Source organism: Roseivirga sp. BDSF3-8 (assembly GCF_041449215.1).
Taxonomy (GTDB): Bacteria; Bacteroidota; Bacteroidia; order Cytophagales; family Cyclobacteriaceae; genus JBGNFV01.
In genome coordinates this window covers 4,196,025-4,215,360 of the sequence record NZ_JBGNFV010000001.1, presented here as the reverse complement: position 1 = coordinate 4,215,360, position 19,336 = coordinate 4,196,025, and the positions used below count along the sequence as shown (strand labels likewise).

Genomic DNA, 19,336 nt, shown 5'->3' with positions numbered 1-19,336 from the left:
GGCTAAATACCCTGACCTAACTAAACAAAATGTCCACACAGACGCCCGTTTTGCATATGACAAAACACCTCCTTACCCTAATTCCGCTGCTACTGCCTCCAGAAAAGCCTGGCCCTCGAGCGAGGTCTTTTTATAAGCATCCAGCGCAGGTGCTGTATTGGTTTCCACCACCTTCAGGTCTTCACGGTCCAGTAAAAGTTCATCTGCGCGCGCCTTCACCAGGTTACTCTCTTCCCTAACCAGCAAAAGTGCTTGTATCAGGTCTTCCCTGAGGCCATCATTGTAATCACTTTGGTTAATCACTACCCGTGTCATCGTATGGTTACTATGCACATAGGCCACTTTATGCTTATGATGCAAAACCAGGTAATAGATGACCATGCAAAAAAGCCGGGTCCAGAATATACCTACCCCTACAAATTCAATTTCTATTTCCGCCAGGCCCTTATCCAGTTCCTGCTTACGTATAATATTTCCGTTAGTGGTATATAAATCCATTAATTAACACTTTCAAGGTCTTCTTCCAATAGCTCAACTTCCATAAACTCCTTTACCTTATCCCTAAGATCCTGCAGCTTTTTAAGTTTTCCGGACATGTCGCTTAATACCTCAGAGCGCTTCCCTTTATTCGTCAGGTCAGTCCCTTCATTTACCGCTCTGGCAAGCTCATAGTTTACATAACTTAGTGTATCAGCATAATCCTGAAGCGTCTGCTCATCCTCTATTCCAATAGTAAAACGTACCTCTTTTCCAGTATCTCCCAGATTAGACAGAGGGAAGCCAAAGCTCATACGCATAGTAACCGGCAACCCTAGTTGCCCCATAATTTTATTGATACCATTTTCTAAAACATCCATATTAAAATTATAGACATCCTCATCAGAATATGTTTTATTATTAAAAATCCTGGCTATAAAGTCATCATATCTTATAGACACATAGCAGGTGCCTTCATCCTGATTATCCGTAATAGTAAGGGCATCATCTTTAATACCCATTTTTTCAAAGTTACTTTTAATTTTCTGATGTAGCGACTTAGTACTTGCACGTACTGCCTTCAAATAGTCTACCTGCTCCTTGCTGGTATGTTTAAATAAGGCCTGGAAGTATTTCTGAATGGTGGGATCTACCGGATCCTTCTCCTGCGATTCCTTCATCGATTCATTGAATGCCTTCCAATCCTCCCCTTTGTTGTAGGCAAAGGCAAGGCCCCCGCTTTCCTTATCCATCCCTAACTGGGCAAATTTGGTGAGGCTTTGGACAAATACAAGGTTCAGGTTGCCTGAACTAATGTATTCATCGGCCGATTCTCTGATGGCCTTTATCTCCTCTTCAGTCGTATGGTTTAGTGTGATGTCTACCATTACCGTCAGCCTGATATTTTTATAGTCATCACGCTTCCGCAGTTCCCCGAACACATCATTAATTAGCTTCGGTACATCATTCTCCTTAATATCTTTTTTGGTGGCATCGTTCGGGTGAATGTCAATCATGATCAGGTCTACGCCCGTCGCTTTGGCTTCCAACCCTTTATAGTTTTCAGATTTTATATAATCCTCAATAGAAGAAGGGCTCTGCAGGGTCACCTTATTTTTAGATATGTCGCTGGTCGTACTCAGCTTCTGATGCACTTCAAAATAAATGTTATAAAAAGCCTGAATGGAGAGTCCGTCTTTAGTGTTAGCCTTAGCCTGTGCCAGTACAGCATTATAAGCCTGCGAAAAGGCCTTGAGTCCATAGTCAGCCAGGTGGCTCCCCTGAAAGTAATCGTCCTTATCCGAAAGGTCAGTTTTGTGCTGTGGCGCACCGAAATCATATTTCTCAGGAGAGGTGCCCTCAAGTTCCAGCTTCAAAATCACCGCTTCGTGCATTCCCTGGATATTACGCAGCACATCCTCCATTTTGTTGCGGCCTAGCACGGCCTCTTCCAGGTGCATTTGTAGCTGGCGAAGCACAAAGCCCGGAAGCGGGGTCTCATCGGCCAGTGTCCCCGTACCCTCGAGCAGCTTCACTACTGCATCAATTTCTATTTTCAGGTTAGTCACATCCTCTTTATAGGTATCTTTCAACCCTGTAAGCGCCTCCCGGGTCTTTTTAAGTTGTTCATCTACCTGCCCCAGGCTGGTATAAGTTTCAGGCTTAAAGCCTTTTAACCTTTCTTCAAGCTTATTTACACCTTCCTTACCTTTTTTAGAACCCTTATTTTTCTGCTGGGAGATAATTTCCTGTACAATCTCACTAAGCGGATGGTTTTGAAGCATTTTCCTGGAGGAATCAGTGGGGCTGGGCACATTTCCGGATTTATTGATGGCCGTTTTTACGGCCATTCCCATCGCTTTATCGTCTATTATAATGCCTGATTGGGTATACTTGTCATCTTTACTGGTGATACCTACCATACTGCCCGTGGTCACCACCATATTAGTCGTGCCTATAGCCTTTTTCAGTTTTTCCTTCAGTGCTTTAAATGATTCCTTTCCTTCCTCTACAGTAAAGTTTATGCCTTCATTTTGCTTAAAGGTTATGTAAGCCTGAAACTCTTTTTCTTTTACTATTTGCTTAAAGTTCTGCTTATCTTCCCCGGTAGGGGTGTATTTATGGGCATCCCCCTTAATACCCGCCTCGGCATTGTCTCTTATTTTTCCGGCAATTTTTGAAATTTTCCCTAACCCATGATCACCAGCCAGCCAGGTTCCGAACCCTTCCAGGTAGCTTTCGTACGTAACTCCGAGTACACTGGGCTTCTTATTGCCATTAAGATCATTTTCCACCTCCAGAAGCTCACTGCGGTCAAGGTAGGTGCTAAGTGCTCCATTGATTTCTTTTTCAATGGTTGCTTTGTCTTCTCTGTCTTTGAGCAATTCATTTTTTTCCAGTTCGAGAGCCACCAGTTTTTTCGCTACTGCTTTGAGATAGACCTGCTGTACAGTATTACCCAAGCTCACTACTACCTCATGCTTTTTATCATCCGTGAGTGCTTTTATCTTCTCAGTGACATCCACATAAGCCTGCGTATTTCCAGGATCTTCCCAGTATTTGGACATATCCTTTTCACTTGAATAGTAAAGGTAATTGGCACTTCGGTCAATCGTCGTTTTTAGTCCGGCCTCCACGCTCGTCAGATCGACCTTCTCATCCGACTCTACCCTTAATACTTCAAAGAACTGCTTTAGCACATCGCCCATATCCTCCGTACGCGTCAGAAACAATTTAGTATGGTCAAAGTGTTTCGGCAAGGTCCTTTCCAGTGCATTAGTAAAGCTGGTCGCAAATGATCTGAGGTAGTTACTGTCCTTCTGGTAATTCAGAGGAGTCGTCTGATAGTCCAGTCTCTCTATTTCATCCTCCCGGAACAGCGCATTGGTCATAAACGACTGAAGCAGGTACATGGAAATAGCATTTTTTACACGCTCCTTTTCTTCCCTAAGCTTATCGGGTTCTTCTTCTTTCTTAATCCCGTTTAACTCCTCCAGCCCCTCTATTCGCCCGTGTTCCTTTAGCGTTTCCTGGTAGGTTTCCATCCAGGCCCCAAACTGGTGGGTCTTCTGCGCTTCTTCCAGATCATACTTATTCGTTCTGTCCGGATCTTTATAATAGGTGTCCTCTTCGCTATCCTGCCAGTAGAGAGGGGTAAGTTGATTTCGTAATTGAAAGTCTGTTTTTTTAGGATCCTCACCGTGGTCCCTGAGCTTTTTTAGCTTTAACCAGGGGGCCTTGTCATCCATCATAAACCCGGCGTGCTTCGGGTCGTCCACAGGCTTTAGCTGTACGGCTTTTGGTTGTATCGCAGAAGGTTCATTTCCTATTGGGTTATCCGTATTGCCCTGTGCTGCAGTACTCATCGCCTTCGCCCCCATCGCGTCCGCTTCGTGTTCCAGACCCGCATCGTCATTTACAGGCGTCTGGCCTTTCAGTTGTTTGGTAGGCTGTACCCGGCCCTGCTTCTGCTGCACCACGTGCCAGGCCTCGTGCGGCAGGTGCTGCTCCTGGCCGGGCGCCATGTGTATGTCCGTCCCCTGCGCATAGGCATGCGCCTGTAGCTGCGCCGGCCGGGATGAGTTGTAGTGCACCTTTACATCATCCATGCTATAGCCCGAGAGGTGTTCGATGCCGCTTTTGAGCTGATCCGGCAGGCCCGTCTTATTCTCCTGCCGCTGCACAGGCCCATTTGGCGGGGGAGGCAGGGGCCCTTTAGGGCCAAAGGCATCCGCTATAGCCTGTAGCTGCGCCGTATTTTCAGTATCAGCCGTAGTCTGTACTTCGCTAAAGTGCAGCCCCTTCTTTTGCGTACCGGTACCAGCCGCCTTTCGCTGGGCAGGCATCCGCGCCCCCGGCTGACGAGTCCCGGACTGGAGAGTCTCGGACTGACGAGTCCCGGACTCTCCAGTCCGGGACTGATTTTGATGGCTGTGTGTGGTCGAACTGGTTGATTTCTCTTTCATGGGATAGATAGTGCGGGCACTGTCATAGTATGGTCAGTACATCCCCGGCCTTTTTAAATTAGCTCCTCTATATCATTTTTTTTAATGTGAAGTTCAGACAATCCCTGCATCTGGCCATTGGCTAACCCGCATTCCTCCGTAGGCCGGCGGCTTTTGTCCCCCTTCACCATTCACCGTCTTAAAAGTAGTGTAGCACATTCGGGCAATTATGTACGAAGTGTGCGTGCCCGGTATGGTAAATGTGCAGCACCGTCCCGTTCTGATTTCCTATGATTTCATTGGGCAGCTGGTTATTAATATGATAGTGTATAACCACCCCGGCATTTATTCCTAATACGTTTAATATCACCCCTACCGTCTGCGGAGAGGCTACCAGCATATTACCTATGCTTCCCAGCCGGATCCTTATTTCAAGTAGCTGAGGCAGGCTTACCGACACTCCGGCGCTTCCTGCGATGGCATTTATCAGGCAGTTATTGGCAAACAGGCGGCTCGTACCCTTTATCTCCTCCAGGTATTTTTTGGCCACCCGCTGCGACCTCATGCTCGTCTTTATCTCGGGCTCCTTAGATACACTGCTATCATCCATCTTCTCCTCCTCGTCTATATACTCATCTTCCGACTCGCCGGAGCTAAGCTCCTCCATGATAAAATCGTCATCCAGCAGGTCCAGCCTGTCTTCTACCATTTCATCATACATCCCTTTATCCTTAAACTTCTTGCGGGAGTGAGGGTCAATGTTTCTATCGGTATCAGCCAGGTCGCTCGTTTCCCCCTTACCCTTCAGGTGCTTCCTGGTTATTTTATCAGGGTTAGTCCACCCGTAGGTGGCATAAGGACTGAGGTTGATCAGCTCATGCATAAAGTCCAGCGGATCGCCTTCACTACTGTCCGTAAGGCTTTTGAGCAAGCCGTTAAATAAGCCGGCATAGGCCTTGTACGCTCTTAGCAGGCGAAGCGAAAATTCCGTTTTGCCATGAAACTGGTCACCACCCCCCATTTCGCTATTGACCGCATTACGCCACTGGTCAGGGGTCATTATTTGCTCCTTCATCACGTGGCGGATGTCTATCTTCCCTTCGCTTTCATTCAGTGCCTTCAGCAATGCGCTATGGCCTACGGTATGAGGCCCCTGGGGAATGCCCCTGCCACTCATCTTATTAGTTGATTTCGTGCTGGTGTACGTGTATAAAGTCGGCGGCCGCCCCCCGGATATAGGATCAGGTGGCTCTATAGATCGCTCATAGGCCATGGCATCTTCCAGCTTATCAAACTCAAGTGAGGGATCCAGATCGCTGTAATACTTTTTGTTCGAATTCTGATAGACCCTTTTCTGAACCACCTCTCCGCCCGTACCTTTTCTTTGCAGGGGTTTGGCCTCACTATTGCCGGCAGTGAGCGCCTTCGCCCCCATCACGTCCGCTTCGCGCTCCAGGCCCGTATCGTCATTTACAGGCGTTTGGCCTTTCAGTTGTTTGGTAGGCTGTACCCGGCCCTGCTTCTGCTGCACCACGTGCCAGGCCTCGTGCGGCAGGTGCTGCTCCTGCCCGGGGGCCATGTGTATGTCCGTACCCTGAGCGTACGCATGCGCCTGTAGCTGCGCCGGCCTGGACGAGTTGTAGTGCACCTTTACATCGTCCATGCTATAGCCCGAGAGGTGTTCGATACCGCTCTTGAGCTGATCCGGCAGGCCCGTCTTATTCTCCTGCCGTTGCACAGGCGCATCCGGCGGCAGAGGCAGGGGCCCTTTAGGGCCAAAGGTATCCGCTATAGCCTGTAGCTGCGCCGTATTATCAGTAGCTGCCGTGGTCTGTACCTCGCTAAAGTGCAGCCCCTTCTTTTGCGTACCAGAACCCTCTGCTTTTCGCTGGGCCGGCACGCGCGCTCCGGACTGGGACTGATTTTGACGGGTATTTGTGGGCGAGCTGGTTGCTTTTTCTTTCATGGGATAAATAGCGTGGGGGCCTCACGGTATAGTCAGGATAACCCCGGCCTTAAATTAGCTTCTTTATATCATTTTTTTCAGGAGAAATTATGGCAATACTTGCATCAGCCTCAACCGCCCTGCTATCAACATGACCGGCCCCGGCACACAGGAAAGCCACGATATTATATGACCGGCTCCAGTTTCGATACATGGAACTCCCCGTATTGGACAGAAGATTCTGACTCACTAAGGTAAAACCTCACTTTACAGGAATGAGTAGCCGCATCAAATGTCTGAAAAATGAACCCTTCCCTTTCCAGTGGTATAATCCTTACCTTCTGGTGGAGGCTATAACTCAGGCCACATATATAGGCATATATATCTTTGCCGTTACTTAGCTCACTCAGGTCCAGCCCACTATCCTCACTTATCATGTTAACATCCTCCTGCTTTAGCTTGTCCAGTATATACGCTTCAAAACCCGACACTTCATAGGCTTTAGGGTAAGCTTTTCTGATAATATGAAGGAACTTCATGATACCGAAAGCCCACTTCAGTTCGTCAAAATTAGCCGGTTTAGGGCCATCCTCCACCACAAATTTATCTATGGAATTTACATCCAATAGCCCTTCCAATGCCTCCCGGACCATAGTGCGCTGTTCTACCGTTATCTCACCACCGTAGTTTTCGTATTCATTCAGTACCTGGCTTTCATCTCGTCCTTGGAGTACATGTGCATCTTCAAAGTCCGTCAGTACCTTCCTGTGCCGCCCCTCTCCCCTGCCATCGGGTACACTACCGGTGAGTACTGTGGCTAAAGGCAGGTGGTTCATAAAATTCAGGTAGGCATAGATAAAGTTCTCTATGAAGGCCACCTTGCCAGTGGGATCCGCGGGCAGGTTTATACAGGTGGAAACATAGGTGTTGAGCAGATTAAAGGCCTCACTCAGGTAATGTGCATGTTTCTCATCCACCGTTTTCCGGAATGCCTCATACACCGGAGAGCGCATGGCCTCTGATGACATTTTGCCCAACTCCAGGGAGGCCCATAAAAGGCTTCTCCCTTTAAGCGAATTACGCACCGCGTCCAGATAAGCTATCCAGGCCGTGCTGTGCGCCCCCATACCCCGGCTGCCAAAGGGGCTTGGCGTACGGCCATTAAATTCTATGCCGCCCACATTACCCTGCTCGTCCAGCAGCAGCGTACTCATAAAGCCTGTTCCTCCCTTCACAAAGTCGGATAGCCCCATGGCCGATACGGCTGGCTCAGCCTCATTTTCCAACTCATTAGGTAAAGCCTCTTCGGGAAATGCATCTACCATACTATGCACCAGGGCAAAAGGGGTCCGGCCAGCCACCAAGTCAATCACATGATCGACCCTGTTCTGAGGTAGCGCATACTGCTGCGGTACATAAGCATTATTTTCAGCCGCATAAAGCCCAAGCTGATGCCTCAGGTTAGCCTCATCATTGATCCCGATATGCCGCGCCGTATAAGGGTAGGCTTTCTTGATAGTTTTCAGAAACGATCTCAGTGTCAGGGCCCATATTTCAGGCACCACATCGTTACGCTTTACCTGGTATGCACTGAATACGGCGGGGGTCTCCTGGGCAAACATGGCCCACACCTTTTCCCATAGCTTGCGTTTGGTATTATCCTCTCCCCGCGTAGCCACATCCCCCTGAGCCTTAACCACATCGTTGTAGTTTTCTTCAATCACCTTCAGGTTTTGTGTAAGGATGGTATGGTCCTGGGTATTCGGGGTAGCATTGGCAAGGTCAGCTCTTGTCAGGTCGCTATCATCCACCAGCGACAGCCCGTACTCAAAGGTATTCACATAACCATGGGCCTCTCCTTCACCGTGTCCGCGTGGGTCACCCTGCTGCAGGGTAGACGTGGGCATGTAGTTCACAAAGGTAAGGTAGGCATCCACATACTCCCGCATGCCGGTGATCACCGCCTGCTTATCCGTAATATTCGCTTCTATGGCAAAGGCCTCGAGCTCATCCTTTTTATTCCTCAGCCTTTCTTCCGCCGTGCCCAGTTTGTTCCTGTGGCTTTCTTCTAATAAAGTACTCAGATGCAGCAGCTCAGAGCCAAGGTGCTCATCCCCCAGGGCAATCAGATAGCGGCAGGCGTCGTCCAGGTGGTAGCCGACCACATGCCGCCGTACCGCATCAATGTGGGCGATCCAGGCCGTGCTGTGCGCCCCCATGGTATTGGAATAAGGTGAGGGCGTACGACCCGCTACTATCATATCCCACACCTTTACATTCAGCGTATTATCTTCTGTCCCCGCATCACCCAGTTCAAAACGCGACAGCACCCGCTGCACCACAGGCGTGGCTACAGCAACAGGTGCTAAAGGACTCCCCCCGGTCAGCTTAAACTGCATGGCTCTCGCCCCCATCACGTCTGCCTCGTGCTCCAGGCCCGCATCATCATTGACTGCCGTTTTTCCTTTGAGTTGTTTGGTGGGCTGTACGCGGCCCTGCTTCTGCTGCACCACGTGCCAGGCCTCGTGCGGCAAGTGCTGCTCCTGCCCGGGGGCCATGTGTATGTCCGTACCCTGAGCGTACGCATGCGCCTGTAGCTGCGCCGGCCTGGACGAGTTGTAGTGCACCTTTACATCGTCCATGCTATAGCCCGAGAGGTTTTCGATACCGCTCTTGAGCTGATCCGGCAGGCCCGTCTTATTCTCCTGCCGCTGCACCGGGGCATTCGGCGGGGGAGGCAAGGCCCCCTTAGGACCAAAGGCATCCGCTATAGCCTGTAGCTGCGCCGTATTCTCAGGCCCGGCAGTCGTTTTCACGTCAGTATGCGAGAGCCAGGCCCCCTTCTTAGACGAATCAGCCTTCCGGGACGCCCCTGTCAGGGCCGATCCTTTCCGGGCCCCCGGGCCATTCTGCTTATTGCCTTGCTTATCGCTATGAGCACTCATGGATTGAAATCTACATCAAACACCAAACCTACAACCTGGTAAATTTAAAATCTACCAATTTATACGTCTTTCAGCCGCTTTATTGTCTTGCACAGGCAAATGTTAGCAAAACCGTAAGGTAAAGTTGAGGAATAAATCATAAATGATTCATTCTTAATGGTTAATTCTCAGTGGTCAGCGGATAATTTTTTGTCAATTCCTGATTAGTGTGGACATTATCCGGCATCGGAGTAATGCTGCGCATCTCGCTTACAAAATACCGGAAAAGATGCGCGATGGCGAATTGAGCGTTTCAGGACTGATTTATTTTCCGGTTCTGCCGCACGCAGCCCAAACCCATCCCGGAATTCAAGGGGGCGGACGCTTGTCATATTTTTTAGAGGGGTCCGGCGTAGATTCTGTTTATTCTAATGTGATCTTATCGATAAGCAGTTTGAAGTCCTGCTCTTTCTTATTGCCTATCAGAAAGGTGACCTCTTCTATAGCATCATGGTTAAAGTCCGGTATGTCAAGTTTCTCACCATGAAAAGAGGGATACATATCGGCCATGCGCACTTTGACCTCTTCCCACTCGCCGGAGGTATCAAAGGTGCTGACGTAGTACGGCCTGTCATTCAGTTCGTGTTTCACCCTAAGCTGATATTTTTTACCATCACCCTTAAGCCTCACCACTATGTACTCACTGTCACTTACATCTATCTTATCAGTTTTGTACCGCACAGAAGAAAAGCCGCCGTTATTATCCAGTGACACATGCCCTTCAAATACGCCGTGCCCTTCCTCACTAATAGAAAAATGCCCCGACGAGCGCCCTCCCATCACCACATCGTCTTCTACCTCCCACTTGCCAGGGTCGGTATCCCTATCAAAATCGAAGATCGTTTTATCAGCCATTGTCGTAATCAGGATTATAATTGCCAGAAGGTATTTCATAGCCTACGCCTTTTTAGTTGGGTACCCCTTAAGAACCTGCCGGTGGGTGGATTGTTGAGGGGCGCATTTTTTAATTGAGAGTGGATAGTGGATAATGGATAATTGGCCTGCAGGGGTACATGATATGTATCCGGCTACCAAATGGCAGAAAATATATTGCACCAAAGGAAGTCCCTCATACGGGCCATAAAAGTCTGCAATGGGCATGAAAACCAGTTCCGAAGGCTGTAAATTCGACTACTGGTGGAGGGGCAGGCGCAGGCTATAGTTATGTGCAGCATGTTACCGCCGGAGGATGCAACCATGCAGGAAGGCAGCAACCGTCGGCCATAATATCAACATTCTGCAGATGGCGCTCTAGTGAGCGCTGCACAAGGGAGACCCTTGCGCTAGGTGGGGCCAGGTTACGCTGCGCTAAACCTGAAACAGGTTTGGGGTATTATATTTAAGTCCCGGCGGGACGACATCTCTGTAGTATATTTTAATATTACAACAATGCCAAGCCCCGGCCGGGGCGACATAAGGCTGTACGGCTGGCACAAATCCCTCTGCAAGGACGGCAAGAGCACAAACCCCATCGGGATCCATAAGGGGGAGCACAAGCTGATGCTTGCGCTAAGTGGGTGCTCTCAAATGTTACTTTATACCCTAATTGTTGCGGCGTTTTACGGGTAATTTTCTTGGCGTGAGTCTTCTTTTATAAAAAAAAGTCCAGTGTGATACCGGACTTTCAGTTTCTGATAACTTATAGGCAATAACAGCCGCTGTAGCCTCCATCTGAAAAGCAATACCTGTAGCTACAACCGGGAATGGACTCTCCTCCTTTTATTACAGACATTTCATCTTTTATGACGAAGCTCTTTACATTAAGAGTCTTTAAGGTCATTTTTTGGTCTTTCATTATGTTTTTATTTAGCCTATTAATTTATTTAAAATATTAATTCCAATATTAAACAATTTGTTTGTATGAAAAAAATTGTTTAACTAAAACTTTGATACCTGGAAAGCCTATACCCTTAAGGCCCTACAAGTAATTCACTATCTAAATTCTCCTTCCGATGTAATAGCAGGCAGATGGTAACTGTGTTTTTGGAAAGGCTCTTAAAAATAGACAGCTAATGGATGAGGTGTATGGGTTCTACAGACAGTTTCTGCAAAAAGGAGAGCATGAACTGGGGCTTTTACCGCACTCTTTACCATACTTATCGCATTGGATATCCTAGCCTCTTCCGTTTCACTGGCGGGTCTGCTTCAGATCTTTAGGGTTTCTTCTGAGAATCTCATTTAAAATGTTAATTTATTGTCTGCATTTCGGTTGTGCTACAAATCATTCCTTGCAATGACACCGCAAAACCCAACCACCATGCCAGGAAAAGTCTACCACCCGCTAATTACCTAATAACCAAAGGCAAAAAATTAGCAAAAATACTGACACGCCAATTTGGCAATACCTTCCAGTAGCATTGGCAGAAAATACACCAAGTTGTAATACTTACAGTGACATGTTGGCGGTGCCGTGTACCTGCCAGTCTGGAGGCTGGCACAAATGATCGTCACGAGAAATAGTCTCGCGACAGTGTTTGGAGGGGGCCACGCATATTAATTTCAGAACCTAAAAAAATATGCGTTTGATGTAATGCGGGGTTTTTGGGCAGATTTTTATCAATGGCATGCGAATAGCAGAAAAGCATTCTGCACTGCGGCCATTCCCCCTTACGGCCTGCGGATGATGGGGGTGTGTAGATATAACGATGCGATAGGGCTGGGCTCGCATTCGAGGCAGACCCGGCAAAGTAATTTTATGCAGTAAGATCATGTCGGGGGGATGTAACCATGCAGAAAGGCAATTGCGAGGTTATAGCAACAGTGCTGGATCATCAGCACCCTGCACTGTTGCGCTCTTTAGAGCGCCGGGAAGTCCAACTTCCCATAAATGGCAACCACGGGGTACAACCCCGCGGTAGTTTGCAGTTATCAAATATGAATGGATAAGGACATTTCTCCTGATATAACTAAATCAAAGCATGGTCTAATAGTTATGCCTCCATCTATTTCCAAATTCACAATATTCTCACCTCCTCTAAATACTGACACAATGGTATAAGGCAAAAGTTCAGGAAACTCAGTAACAGTTTCAGGGATTACAAGTAAATAACCTTGGAGATTTTTAGACTCTACAAAAAACTCATTCCTATATATAACTGGAACATATTCAAAATCATCCTCTTCATTCATTACTTCCTCATTATAATCTCTTAAAACCTCCTTCAATCTACCTGGAAGGTAATTGTCTATTATAAAGAAGAAATTTTTATCGGTGTTTTCAGACATAAAATTAAAAAATTTAAATTTTTATATAATTATTATTAAGACCGCCTTTCAAAAAGAGTAAAATCAGAATTTTTTTTATTTATATTTTTCTTGTCGTATTAATTTTACAGACCCAACCCTAACAAATTTTTTAATTTATTTTTTTTGAATTAAAAGCCCTGAAAAGGACTTTTTACAATCTTATTGGGGCCTCAATTCTTGAAGCCATTCGAATCAGAATACGGAAGGATCATATTATAGGTTTCATTAAATACTAATATTTCTATTATATAAATCACAACTGCCTTTATTTCAGTTAATTAATGTATTGGAGCTAACAGACAAAACTATACCCTACCTGTAGAGACGCGATTAATCGCGTCTCTAGTTGGCGAATGGCAGAAACCCTCGACTGTAACGATACATTAATACATTCCTACCAGTCACTAACAGAATGTACCGATTGTAAAGACGCTCTGATGTGCGTCTGGCTGGTGGATGGCAGTTGACCCGGATAAGAACCTGCAAACATTCGCCCACTTACAGACCGAAAGAATTTGTAGTCAGATGCCATCTATAGGCAAGCATAAAGGAGCCGCCAACCGTGGAGACGCCATGAATGGACGTCTCTACAATGACAGGTTTTGCAGCCACGCATATTATTTTCAGAAACAGAAGAAACATGCGTGATGGGGAATGCAGCGTTTCAGGGTAGGTTTTAGTCCTGTAGAGACGCGATTAATCGCGTCTGGCTGGCTAGTTGCAGAAAAGCATTCTACACAAAAGCCATTCCCCCTTACGGGCCACAAAAGTCTGCAATGGGCATGAAAGTCAGTTCCGAAGGGCTGGGCTCGCATTCGACTGGGCTCGCATTCGAGGCAGGCGTAGAAAGTAGCCATGGAATTGAAATGTCGATCCCGGGGGATGTTACCGGGCAGAAAGGCAGTTACGTGGTCATGGCCACAGTGCTGGATCACCAGCACCCTGCACTGTTGGAAAGTCGGACGCGACCCGGTCAGGCGCGACCCGGTCGGACGCGACCCGGTATCAACTTCCCAAAGATAATTACTACGGTCCATTCCGGACCAGGTCAACACCGAGGTAGTTGAAGCCCGCCCCTGGTTCAAAAAATGCTTTGGCTTTTTTGAACCGTCCCCTCCCAGAGGGTGGGGAATGGCTAACATTCTATTTTTAGCCACTTGCACTCTTATCAGGACGACTAAGGTCCGGCTGGCTAGTTGCAGAAAAGCATTCTGCACCAAAGCTATTCCCCCTTACGGCCTGTAATTGATAGGGGTGTGCAGAAAGGATGACGCGAAGGGCCGGGCGGCGATCCGCTGGCCGGCGATCCGCTGGGCCGGCATTCCGGGCAGGCGTAGAAAGTAGCCATGGAATTAATGTAGACCCCGGGGGATGTAACCGGGCACAAAGGCACTTGATAAGAAGATCCATCTAAAAAGAAAAAAGCATGGCCACAAGACCATGCTTTTAAAATCTTGAAAAACTAGTTTTACCTATATACAGTGTAGGCGATTACATTGCTTACGTTTGAGCGATTAGGGCTGCAAGGCCATGATAATATATTGCCTTCGATAAATGCGGCGGACCCACCTTCGGCAGCAATGATCTGGTCAACATGTAACTGGATATCATCTTCGTATTGGTCGAGGTTAATATCGTCATCACCATCTACATAATAGATGAAACTCTTATAGTAAGTGGCTGTACCACCTGTTGGTGGCCATGTACGTGAATAATTTGCACAAGTCTCGATGTAGTACACAACTGAAGGCCGTGCCTCACTGCACCCAATGTCAGAATTAAGATTGCACGATAGAGCAGCATTAGCAGTCGATCCCGGAGCAGGAATTCTTGCCAGATCCTCGGCTGTAGCTGTGCCATATTCTACAGTTCCAACCAGTTCCTCAAATGAATTTACAGAAACAGGTTCTACAACCTCATTTGCCTCGTCGTTACAGGCAGTAAACATACATGCACACAGTGCAAGAGAAAGCACTAAATTTAGCTTTTTCATTAGTTTGTGGTTTTAGTTTTTGTAATAGATTACTTTATAAATCTAGCTCATTTCAGGAATAATGAAGGCCTTATTAAACGCACAAACACAAGCTTATCATTAAAGTAATAATCATTTAACGCTTTGTTTTTACAACAGAAAAATACACACGTTAAAAACTCCTTATTAAACCTACTTATAGATATATTTTTCCAATATTATCACCCACATAAAAAATTAACTAAATTCAATTGACTACCTGAAGCAACCTATCAAGCCTAAGCAAAACTTCGCAAATGCTATGCAAGCACCACCCCAGCACCACATGGTTATACTAAATTATACTTTTTTACATTCTAATATTTTGAGAGGACATATTCCGTCAAATATCTTGCCGGTTTCACTCATAACCTCTTTAGGTAAAACCTTATGTTAACATAAATTAATGTACGATCATAAGACGGACGTGCATTACAGCCCGGAAAAATTATCAGGGTACATGCTCTACCTACTCGAAGTACTCCGAAGGATCCCAACGGGACAACTTCCCTTACATGGCAATCGCGGTCTCTTCAGGACCAGGTCAACACCGAGGTAGTTGGAGCCCACCCCTGGTTCAAAAAATGCTTTGGCTTTTTTGAACCGTCCCCTCCCAGAGGGTGGGGAATGGCTAACATTCTATTTTTTAGCCACTTGCACTCTTAACTAAACGGCTAAGGTCTGGCTGGCGAATAGCAGAAAAGAAATCTGCACTAAAGCCATTCCCCCTTACGGCCTATAGCCGTCAAGTTAAGCACACAAATTACTGTAAATCAATTAATAAGAAGTTAGTCCCCTTTTGGGACTGGGGACGCACACGTCGGGGAGGCGCAGAAATTTATTTTGGAATGGCAATGCTCACGCCGGGGTGGGTCTAAAGCTGGAGCAATAATCCATTATTTCAGCTTATACCTACAGTCTCTAACCCAGTCGCCTGCGTACTCGGTCTGAAAGACCCCAGCTCCGGAATCTTTATTTGAGTTCTAAATGGCCATTTGAGGCCGAGTCGGTCCCGACCCCGGCTCCCAGGAGGGTAATTTACATTGGATCAACTCTTAGCTTGACGGCTATGCCTTACGGCCTGCGGATGATAGGGGTGTGCAGAAAAGATGACGCGATAGGGCTGGGCTCGCATTCGACTGGGCTCGCATTCGACTGGGCTCGCATTCGACTGGGCTCGCATTCGACTGGGCTCGCATTCGACTGGGCTCGCATTCGAGGCAGACCCGGCAAAGTCATTTTATGCAGTAAGATGATGTCGGGGGATGTAACCCTGCAGAACGGGGAGAAAGGCAGTTGCGTAATTATGGAAACTGTGGTGGGTCAACAGCATTCTGCAGACGGCGCTCCAAAGAGCGCAGGGAAGTCGGACGCGACCCGGTCTGGCGCGACCCGGTCTGGCGCGACCCGGTCTGGCGCGACCCGGTACCAACTTCCCTTAAATGGCAACCACGGTCCATTCCGGACGAGGTCAACCCCGCGGTAGTATGGTATTTGTTCCGCCAGCTATCTGCACGCAAGTCGGAGACTCGTATTTATTAGTCGTCACGAGACAGATTACGCGACAGTTGTGGGTAAACCCGACCGTAGAGACGCGATTAATCGCGTCTCTACAAATGAATTACATTGGCGCCCTGCCCTGTGCTGGCGGGTCATTGTCGAGGCCACCTTTATTAATCATGACGCGCATCATGCTGCGGACAGCCTGGCGGAAGCCGGGGTCCTGGAAGTACAGGCGGTAAAACTCCATGTCGGTGCGCTTCTGGTCTTTTACACCGGTATCCATCATCTTATCGAAGGCAAGTTCTTTATTGTCCAGCACAGCATTATTCAGGAAATCCTCTTTAAACCTTGGGTTGGCTTCCATGGATTTCTGAAGCTCGACCAGGGTTACACGCTGCTTTTCCGGTGAGGCATTCCACTGACTAAAGTACCGCTCGTTAAACTCGCGGATGATCTCGTCCAGTTCGTCGAGTTCTTCTTCGCCCGAGTGGGCGCCGCGGGGGTTGGGGTTTTGCGGGTCTACTTCGGAGTCTGCGTCGTCCAGGGTGACCTGGTAGTTCAGGCGCGTGCGCTGCAGGCCGTAGGTGCTCAGGTCTACGCTTTCCAGCAGTTCGTGCAGCTCGGTGGCGGCCTTGTTTTTTACGTGCAGGTGGGGTATCAGAAACTTCAGGAACCAGAAGAGCTTTTCCCACACGAGCACCTCGAAGCTGAGGATGCTGGCCATTTGCCCATAGACTTTTACGAACTGCTTGGCCTTGATCTTAAAGTCTGCCTTTTCGTTGTCTGCCAGGTCCAGCTCCATGTTAAAGCGGTCGGCGGCGCGGCTTATGATGGGGCTGAGCTCTTCGCCCTCCACGCCGCTAAAGTACATTTCGTTAAACTGCTCTACTTCCTGCCACTCGTATACGCCGGGCTCGTCCAGGTAGTCCTTTAGCTCATGCAGTACGTTTACGTCCGTGGCCTGCGTAAGGGAGGTGGCGGTGTAGAAGGGGTCGAAGGCGGTCTGTATCTCTTCGGTGGTATTGAAGAAGTCGAGCACGAAGAGGTCTTCGGTGCGCTTGTTCAGGTGGTTGGCGGCGCGGTTCAGGCGGCTCAGAGCCTGCACGGCGAGTACGCCCTGCAGCCGCTTGTCTACGTACATGGTGCAGAGCTTCTTCTGGTCGAAGCCGGTGAGAAACTTGTTGGCCACCACCAGCAGGCGGTATTTGTCCGTATCGAACTCCTCCTTGATGTCTTTGCCGGGAAATCCGTTGATGCTGTCTTCGGTATACTCTATGCCGTCTACCGTCTTTTTACCCGAAAAAGCGATAAGGGCTTTGAAGGGGGCATTACGATCGGCGAGTATTTGCTTTATGGCGGCGTGGTAGCGGATGGCGGACTCGATGCTCTGGGTAATGACCATGCCCTTGCCCTGGCCTTTCAGCTTCTTGGCGCTGACCACGTGGGGGATAAAGTGCTCTATCATCACCTCCGCCTTGGTCTTTATGGTCTCTTTGTGGCTCTCTACGTAGGCCTTCAGCATCTTTTGCGCGCGCTGGGTGTCGTACTCGGGGTTGTCTTCTATAGACTTGGCTATTTCGTAGTAGCTCTTGTAGGTGGTGTAGTTGGCGAGTACGTCCAGGATAAAGCCCTCTTCTATGGCCTGCTTCATGCTGTAGAGGTGGAAGGGGCGGAAGCTGCCGTCCGGCTGTTGGGTGCCGAACTTCTCCAGGGTGGTGTTTTTGGGCGTGGCGGTAAAGGCGAAGTAGCTGGCGTTGCCGCGCATTTTGCGGCCCTGCATGCTGGCCACGATCAGGTCCTGCGGGTCCACCGCGTCCGGGTCGTCGCTGTCGCCGGGGACCGTGCCGGGCCGTACGCCCATGGCGGTATTCATTTTGTCGTGGCTCTGCCCGCTTTGCGAGCTGTGGGCCTCGTCTATGATCACGGCAAAGCGCTTGTCGCTCTGGTCCGCCAGCTTATCTACCACAAAGGGAAACTTCTGTATGGTGGTAATGATGATTCTTTTGCCCTTTTCCATGGCCTCGCGCAGGTCTTTGGAGCTTAGGGCGGGGGCCACTATGTCTTTTAGCTGGCTAAAGGCCTTGATGTCATCACGCAGCTGCTTGTCCAGTAGGCGCCGGTCGGTAACTACAATGACGGAATCGTAGAGGGGGTGGTGTATGCCGCGGCTGCCGGGAAGGTCTGCCCCGAGGGGGTAGGTTTCTATAAGCTGGTAGGCAAGCCAGGTAATAGAATAGGACTTGCCGGAGCCTGCAGAGTGCTGCACCAGGTAGGTTTTGCCTACGCCGTGCCGCTCTACATCGTTGATAAGGTCACGCACTACGTTGAGCTGGTGGTAGCGCGGAAAGAGCATGTCCCGCTTATCGAGCGTGGTAGTCATTTTGCCTTTAAGAATGACGAAGTGCTCTATGATGTTGCTGAGGCTGCGGGGCTGCAGCACTTCTTCCCAGAGGTAGGCGGTGCGGTGTCCTTCGGGGTTTACGGGGTTGCCTGCGCCGGTGCCGTTGCCTTTATTAAAGGGCAGGAAAACGGTGTCTTTGCCAACCAGTTTGGTGGCCATGTATACCTCTTCGGTATCGGCGGCAAAGTGTACCAGGCAGCGGCCAAACTGCAGCAGGGGCTGGCTGGCGTCGCGCTCGTAGCGGTACTGGTTGGTACCGTGTACTTTGGCGGTCTGGCCGGTCCAGTGGTTTTTAAGCTCTATGGTGGCTACGGGCAGGCCGTTTATACATACCACCATGTCTATTTCTTCGCGTGGGTTGGCGGTGGAGTAGCGCACCTGCCGGGTAATGCTGAACTCGTTGAGGCCGTAGCGGTCTTTTACGTCCTGGCTGCTGCTGGGCAGGGGCACCGCGTAGTGCATGATAAACTGCGCGCCCTCCATCTTAAGGCCGTTACGTAATATGTGTAAGACGCCGTGCTTTTTTATCAGCTTGTTCAGGTACTGCAGTATGCGCAGCTTGTAGTCAGGCTGGTTGCTTAGTTTGGCGAGTTCTTCTGGCTGCGAGGTTTGCAGAAAGTGCCAGAAGCGCCGCTCGTCTACGGCGTAGGTTTTGTTAAAGTCTTCCGGAAGGCCCATCCAGTAGCCATGCCCGCCGTACGGGGCCTCTGCCTCTTTGACAAAATGGGTGTTCCCCTCCTGCCGAAGCGTCTCTTGTGTAGTACCGGTAAGCCGCCGCTCAATCGCCGCCTCCAGGGCCTGTTCGTTGGTGTTACTGGGCATGTT

8 protein-coding genes are annotated in these 19,336 nt (G+C 48.8%); all 8 read right to left on the bottom strand.

What is annotated here, in order from left to right:
• Positions 1-72: 72 nt before the first annotated feature.
• Positions 73-498 (bottom strand): hypothetical protein, encoded by a 426-nt coding sequence (locus AB9P05_RS17330; protein WP_371910096.1) that lies wholly within the window; start codon positions 496-498, stop codon positions 73-75.
• Positions 498-4,442, bottom strand: coding sequence for a DUF4157 domain-containing protein (locus tag AB9P05_RS17325; RefSeq protein WP_371910095.1), 3,945 nt, complete (start codon positions 4,440-4,442; stop codon positions 498-500). Before AB9P05_RS17325 ends, AB9P05_RS17330 begins: the two co-directional genes overlap by 1 nt.
• A 178-nt stretch (positions 4,443-4,620) precedes the next feature.
• Positions 4,621-6,387, bottom strand: a complete 1,767-nt coding sequence (locus tag AB9P05_RS17320; protein WP_371910094.1) for a DUF4157 domain-containing protein — start codon at positions 6,385-6,387, stop codon at positions 4,621-4,623.
• Between the two features lie 164 nt (positions 6,388-6,551).
• Positions 6,552-9,311 (bottom strand): DUF4157 domain-containing protein, encoded by a 2,760-nt coding sequence (locus AB9P05_RS17315; RefSeq protein ID WP_371910093.1) that lies wholly within the window; start codon positions 9,309-9,311, stop codon positions 6,552-6,554.
• A 402-nt stretch (positions 9,312-9,713) separates the two neighbouring features.
• Positions 9,714-10,244 (bottom strand): CIA30 family protein, encoded by a 531-nt coding sequence (locus tag AB9P05_RS17310; RefSeq protein ID WP_371910092.1) that lies wholly within the window; start codon positions 10,242-10,244, stop codon positions 9,714-9,716.
• A 1,974-nt stretch (positions 10,245-12,218) separates the two neighbouring features.
• Positions 12,219-12,575: a hypothetical protein gene (locus AB9P05_RS17305; protein WP_371910091.1), complete on the bottom strand. Its 357-nt coding sequence runs from the start codon at positions 12,573-12,575 to the stop codon at positions 12,219-12,221.
• A 1,489-nt stretch (positions 12,576-14,064) separates the two neighbouring features.
• Positions 14,065-14,544, bottom strand: a complete 480-nt coding sequence (locus AB9P05_RS17300) for a hypothetical protein (protein ID WP_371910090.1) — start codon at positions 14,542-14,544, stop codon at positions 14,065-14,067.
• Positions 14,545-16,228: 1,684 nt separating this feature from the next.
• The gene (locus AB9P05_RS17295) at positions 16,229-19,333 is read right to left on the bottom strand and encodes a type I restriction endonuclease subunit R (protein ID WP_371910089.1); all 3,105 of its coding nucleotides are present in this window, start codon (positions 19,331-19,333) and stop codon (positions 16,229-16,231) included.
• Positions 19,334-19,336 lie beyond the last annotated feature (3 nt).

Excerpts from the sequence above, each read along its gene's own strand:
- AB9P05_RS17330 (WP_371910096.1), bottom strand. The coding sequence starts at position 498 with ATGGATTTATATACCACTAACGGAAATATTATACGTAAGCAGGAACTG.
- AB9P05_RS17325 (WP_371910095.1), bottom strand. The coding sequence starts at position 4,442 with ATGAAAGAGAAATCAACCAGTTCGACCACACACAGCCATCAAAATCAG.
- AB9P05_RS17320 (WP_371910094.1), bottom strand. The coding sequence starts at position 6,387 with ATGAAAGAAAAAGCAACCAGCTCGCCCACAAATACCCGTCAAAATCAG.
- AB9P05_RS17315 (WP_371910093.1), bottom strand. The coding sequence starts at position 9,311 with ATGAGTGCTCATAGCGATAAGCAAGGCAATAAGCAGAATGGCCCGGGG.
- AB9P05_RS17310 (WP_371910092.1), bottom strand. The coding sequence starts at position 10,244 with ATGAAATACCTTCTGGCAATTATAATCCTGATTACGACAATGGCTGAT.
- AB9P05_RS17305 (WP_371910091.1), bottom strand. The coding sequence starts at position 12,575 with ATGTCTGAAAACACCGATAAAAATTTCTTCTTTATAATAGACAATTAC.
- AB9P05_RS17300 (WP_371910090.1), bottom strand. The coding sequence starts at position 14,544 with ATGTTTACTGCCTGTAACGACGAGGCAAATGAGGTTGTAGAACCTGTT.
- AB9P05_RS17295 (WP_371910089.1), bottom strand. The coding sequence starts at position 19,333 with ATGCCCAGTAACACCAACGAACAGGCCCTGGAGGCGGCGATTGAGCGG.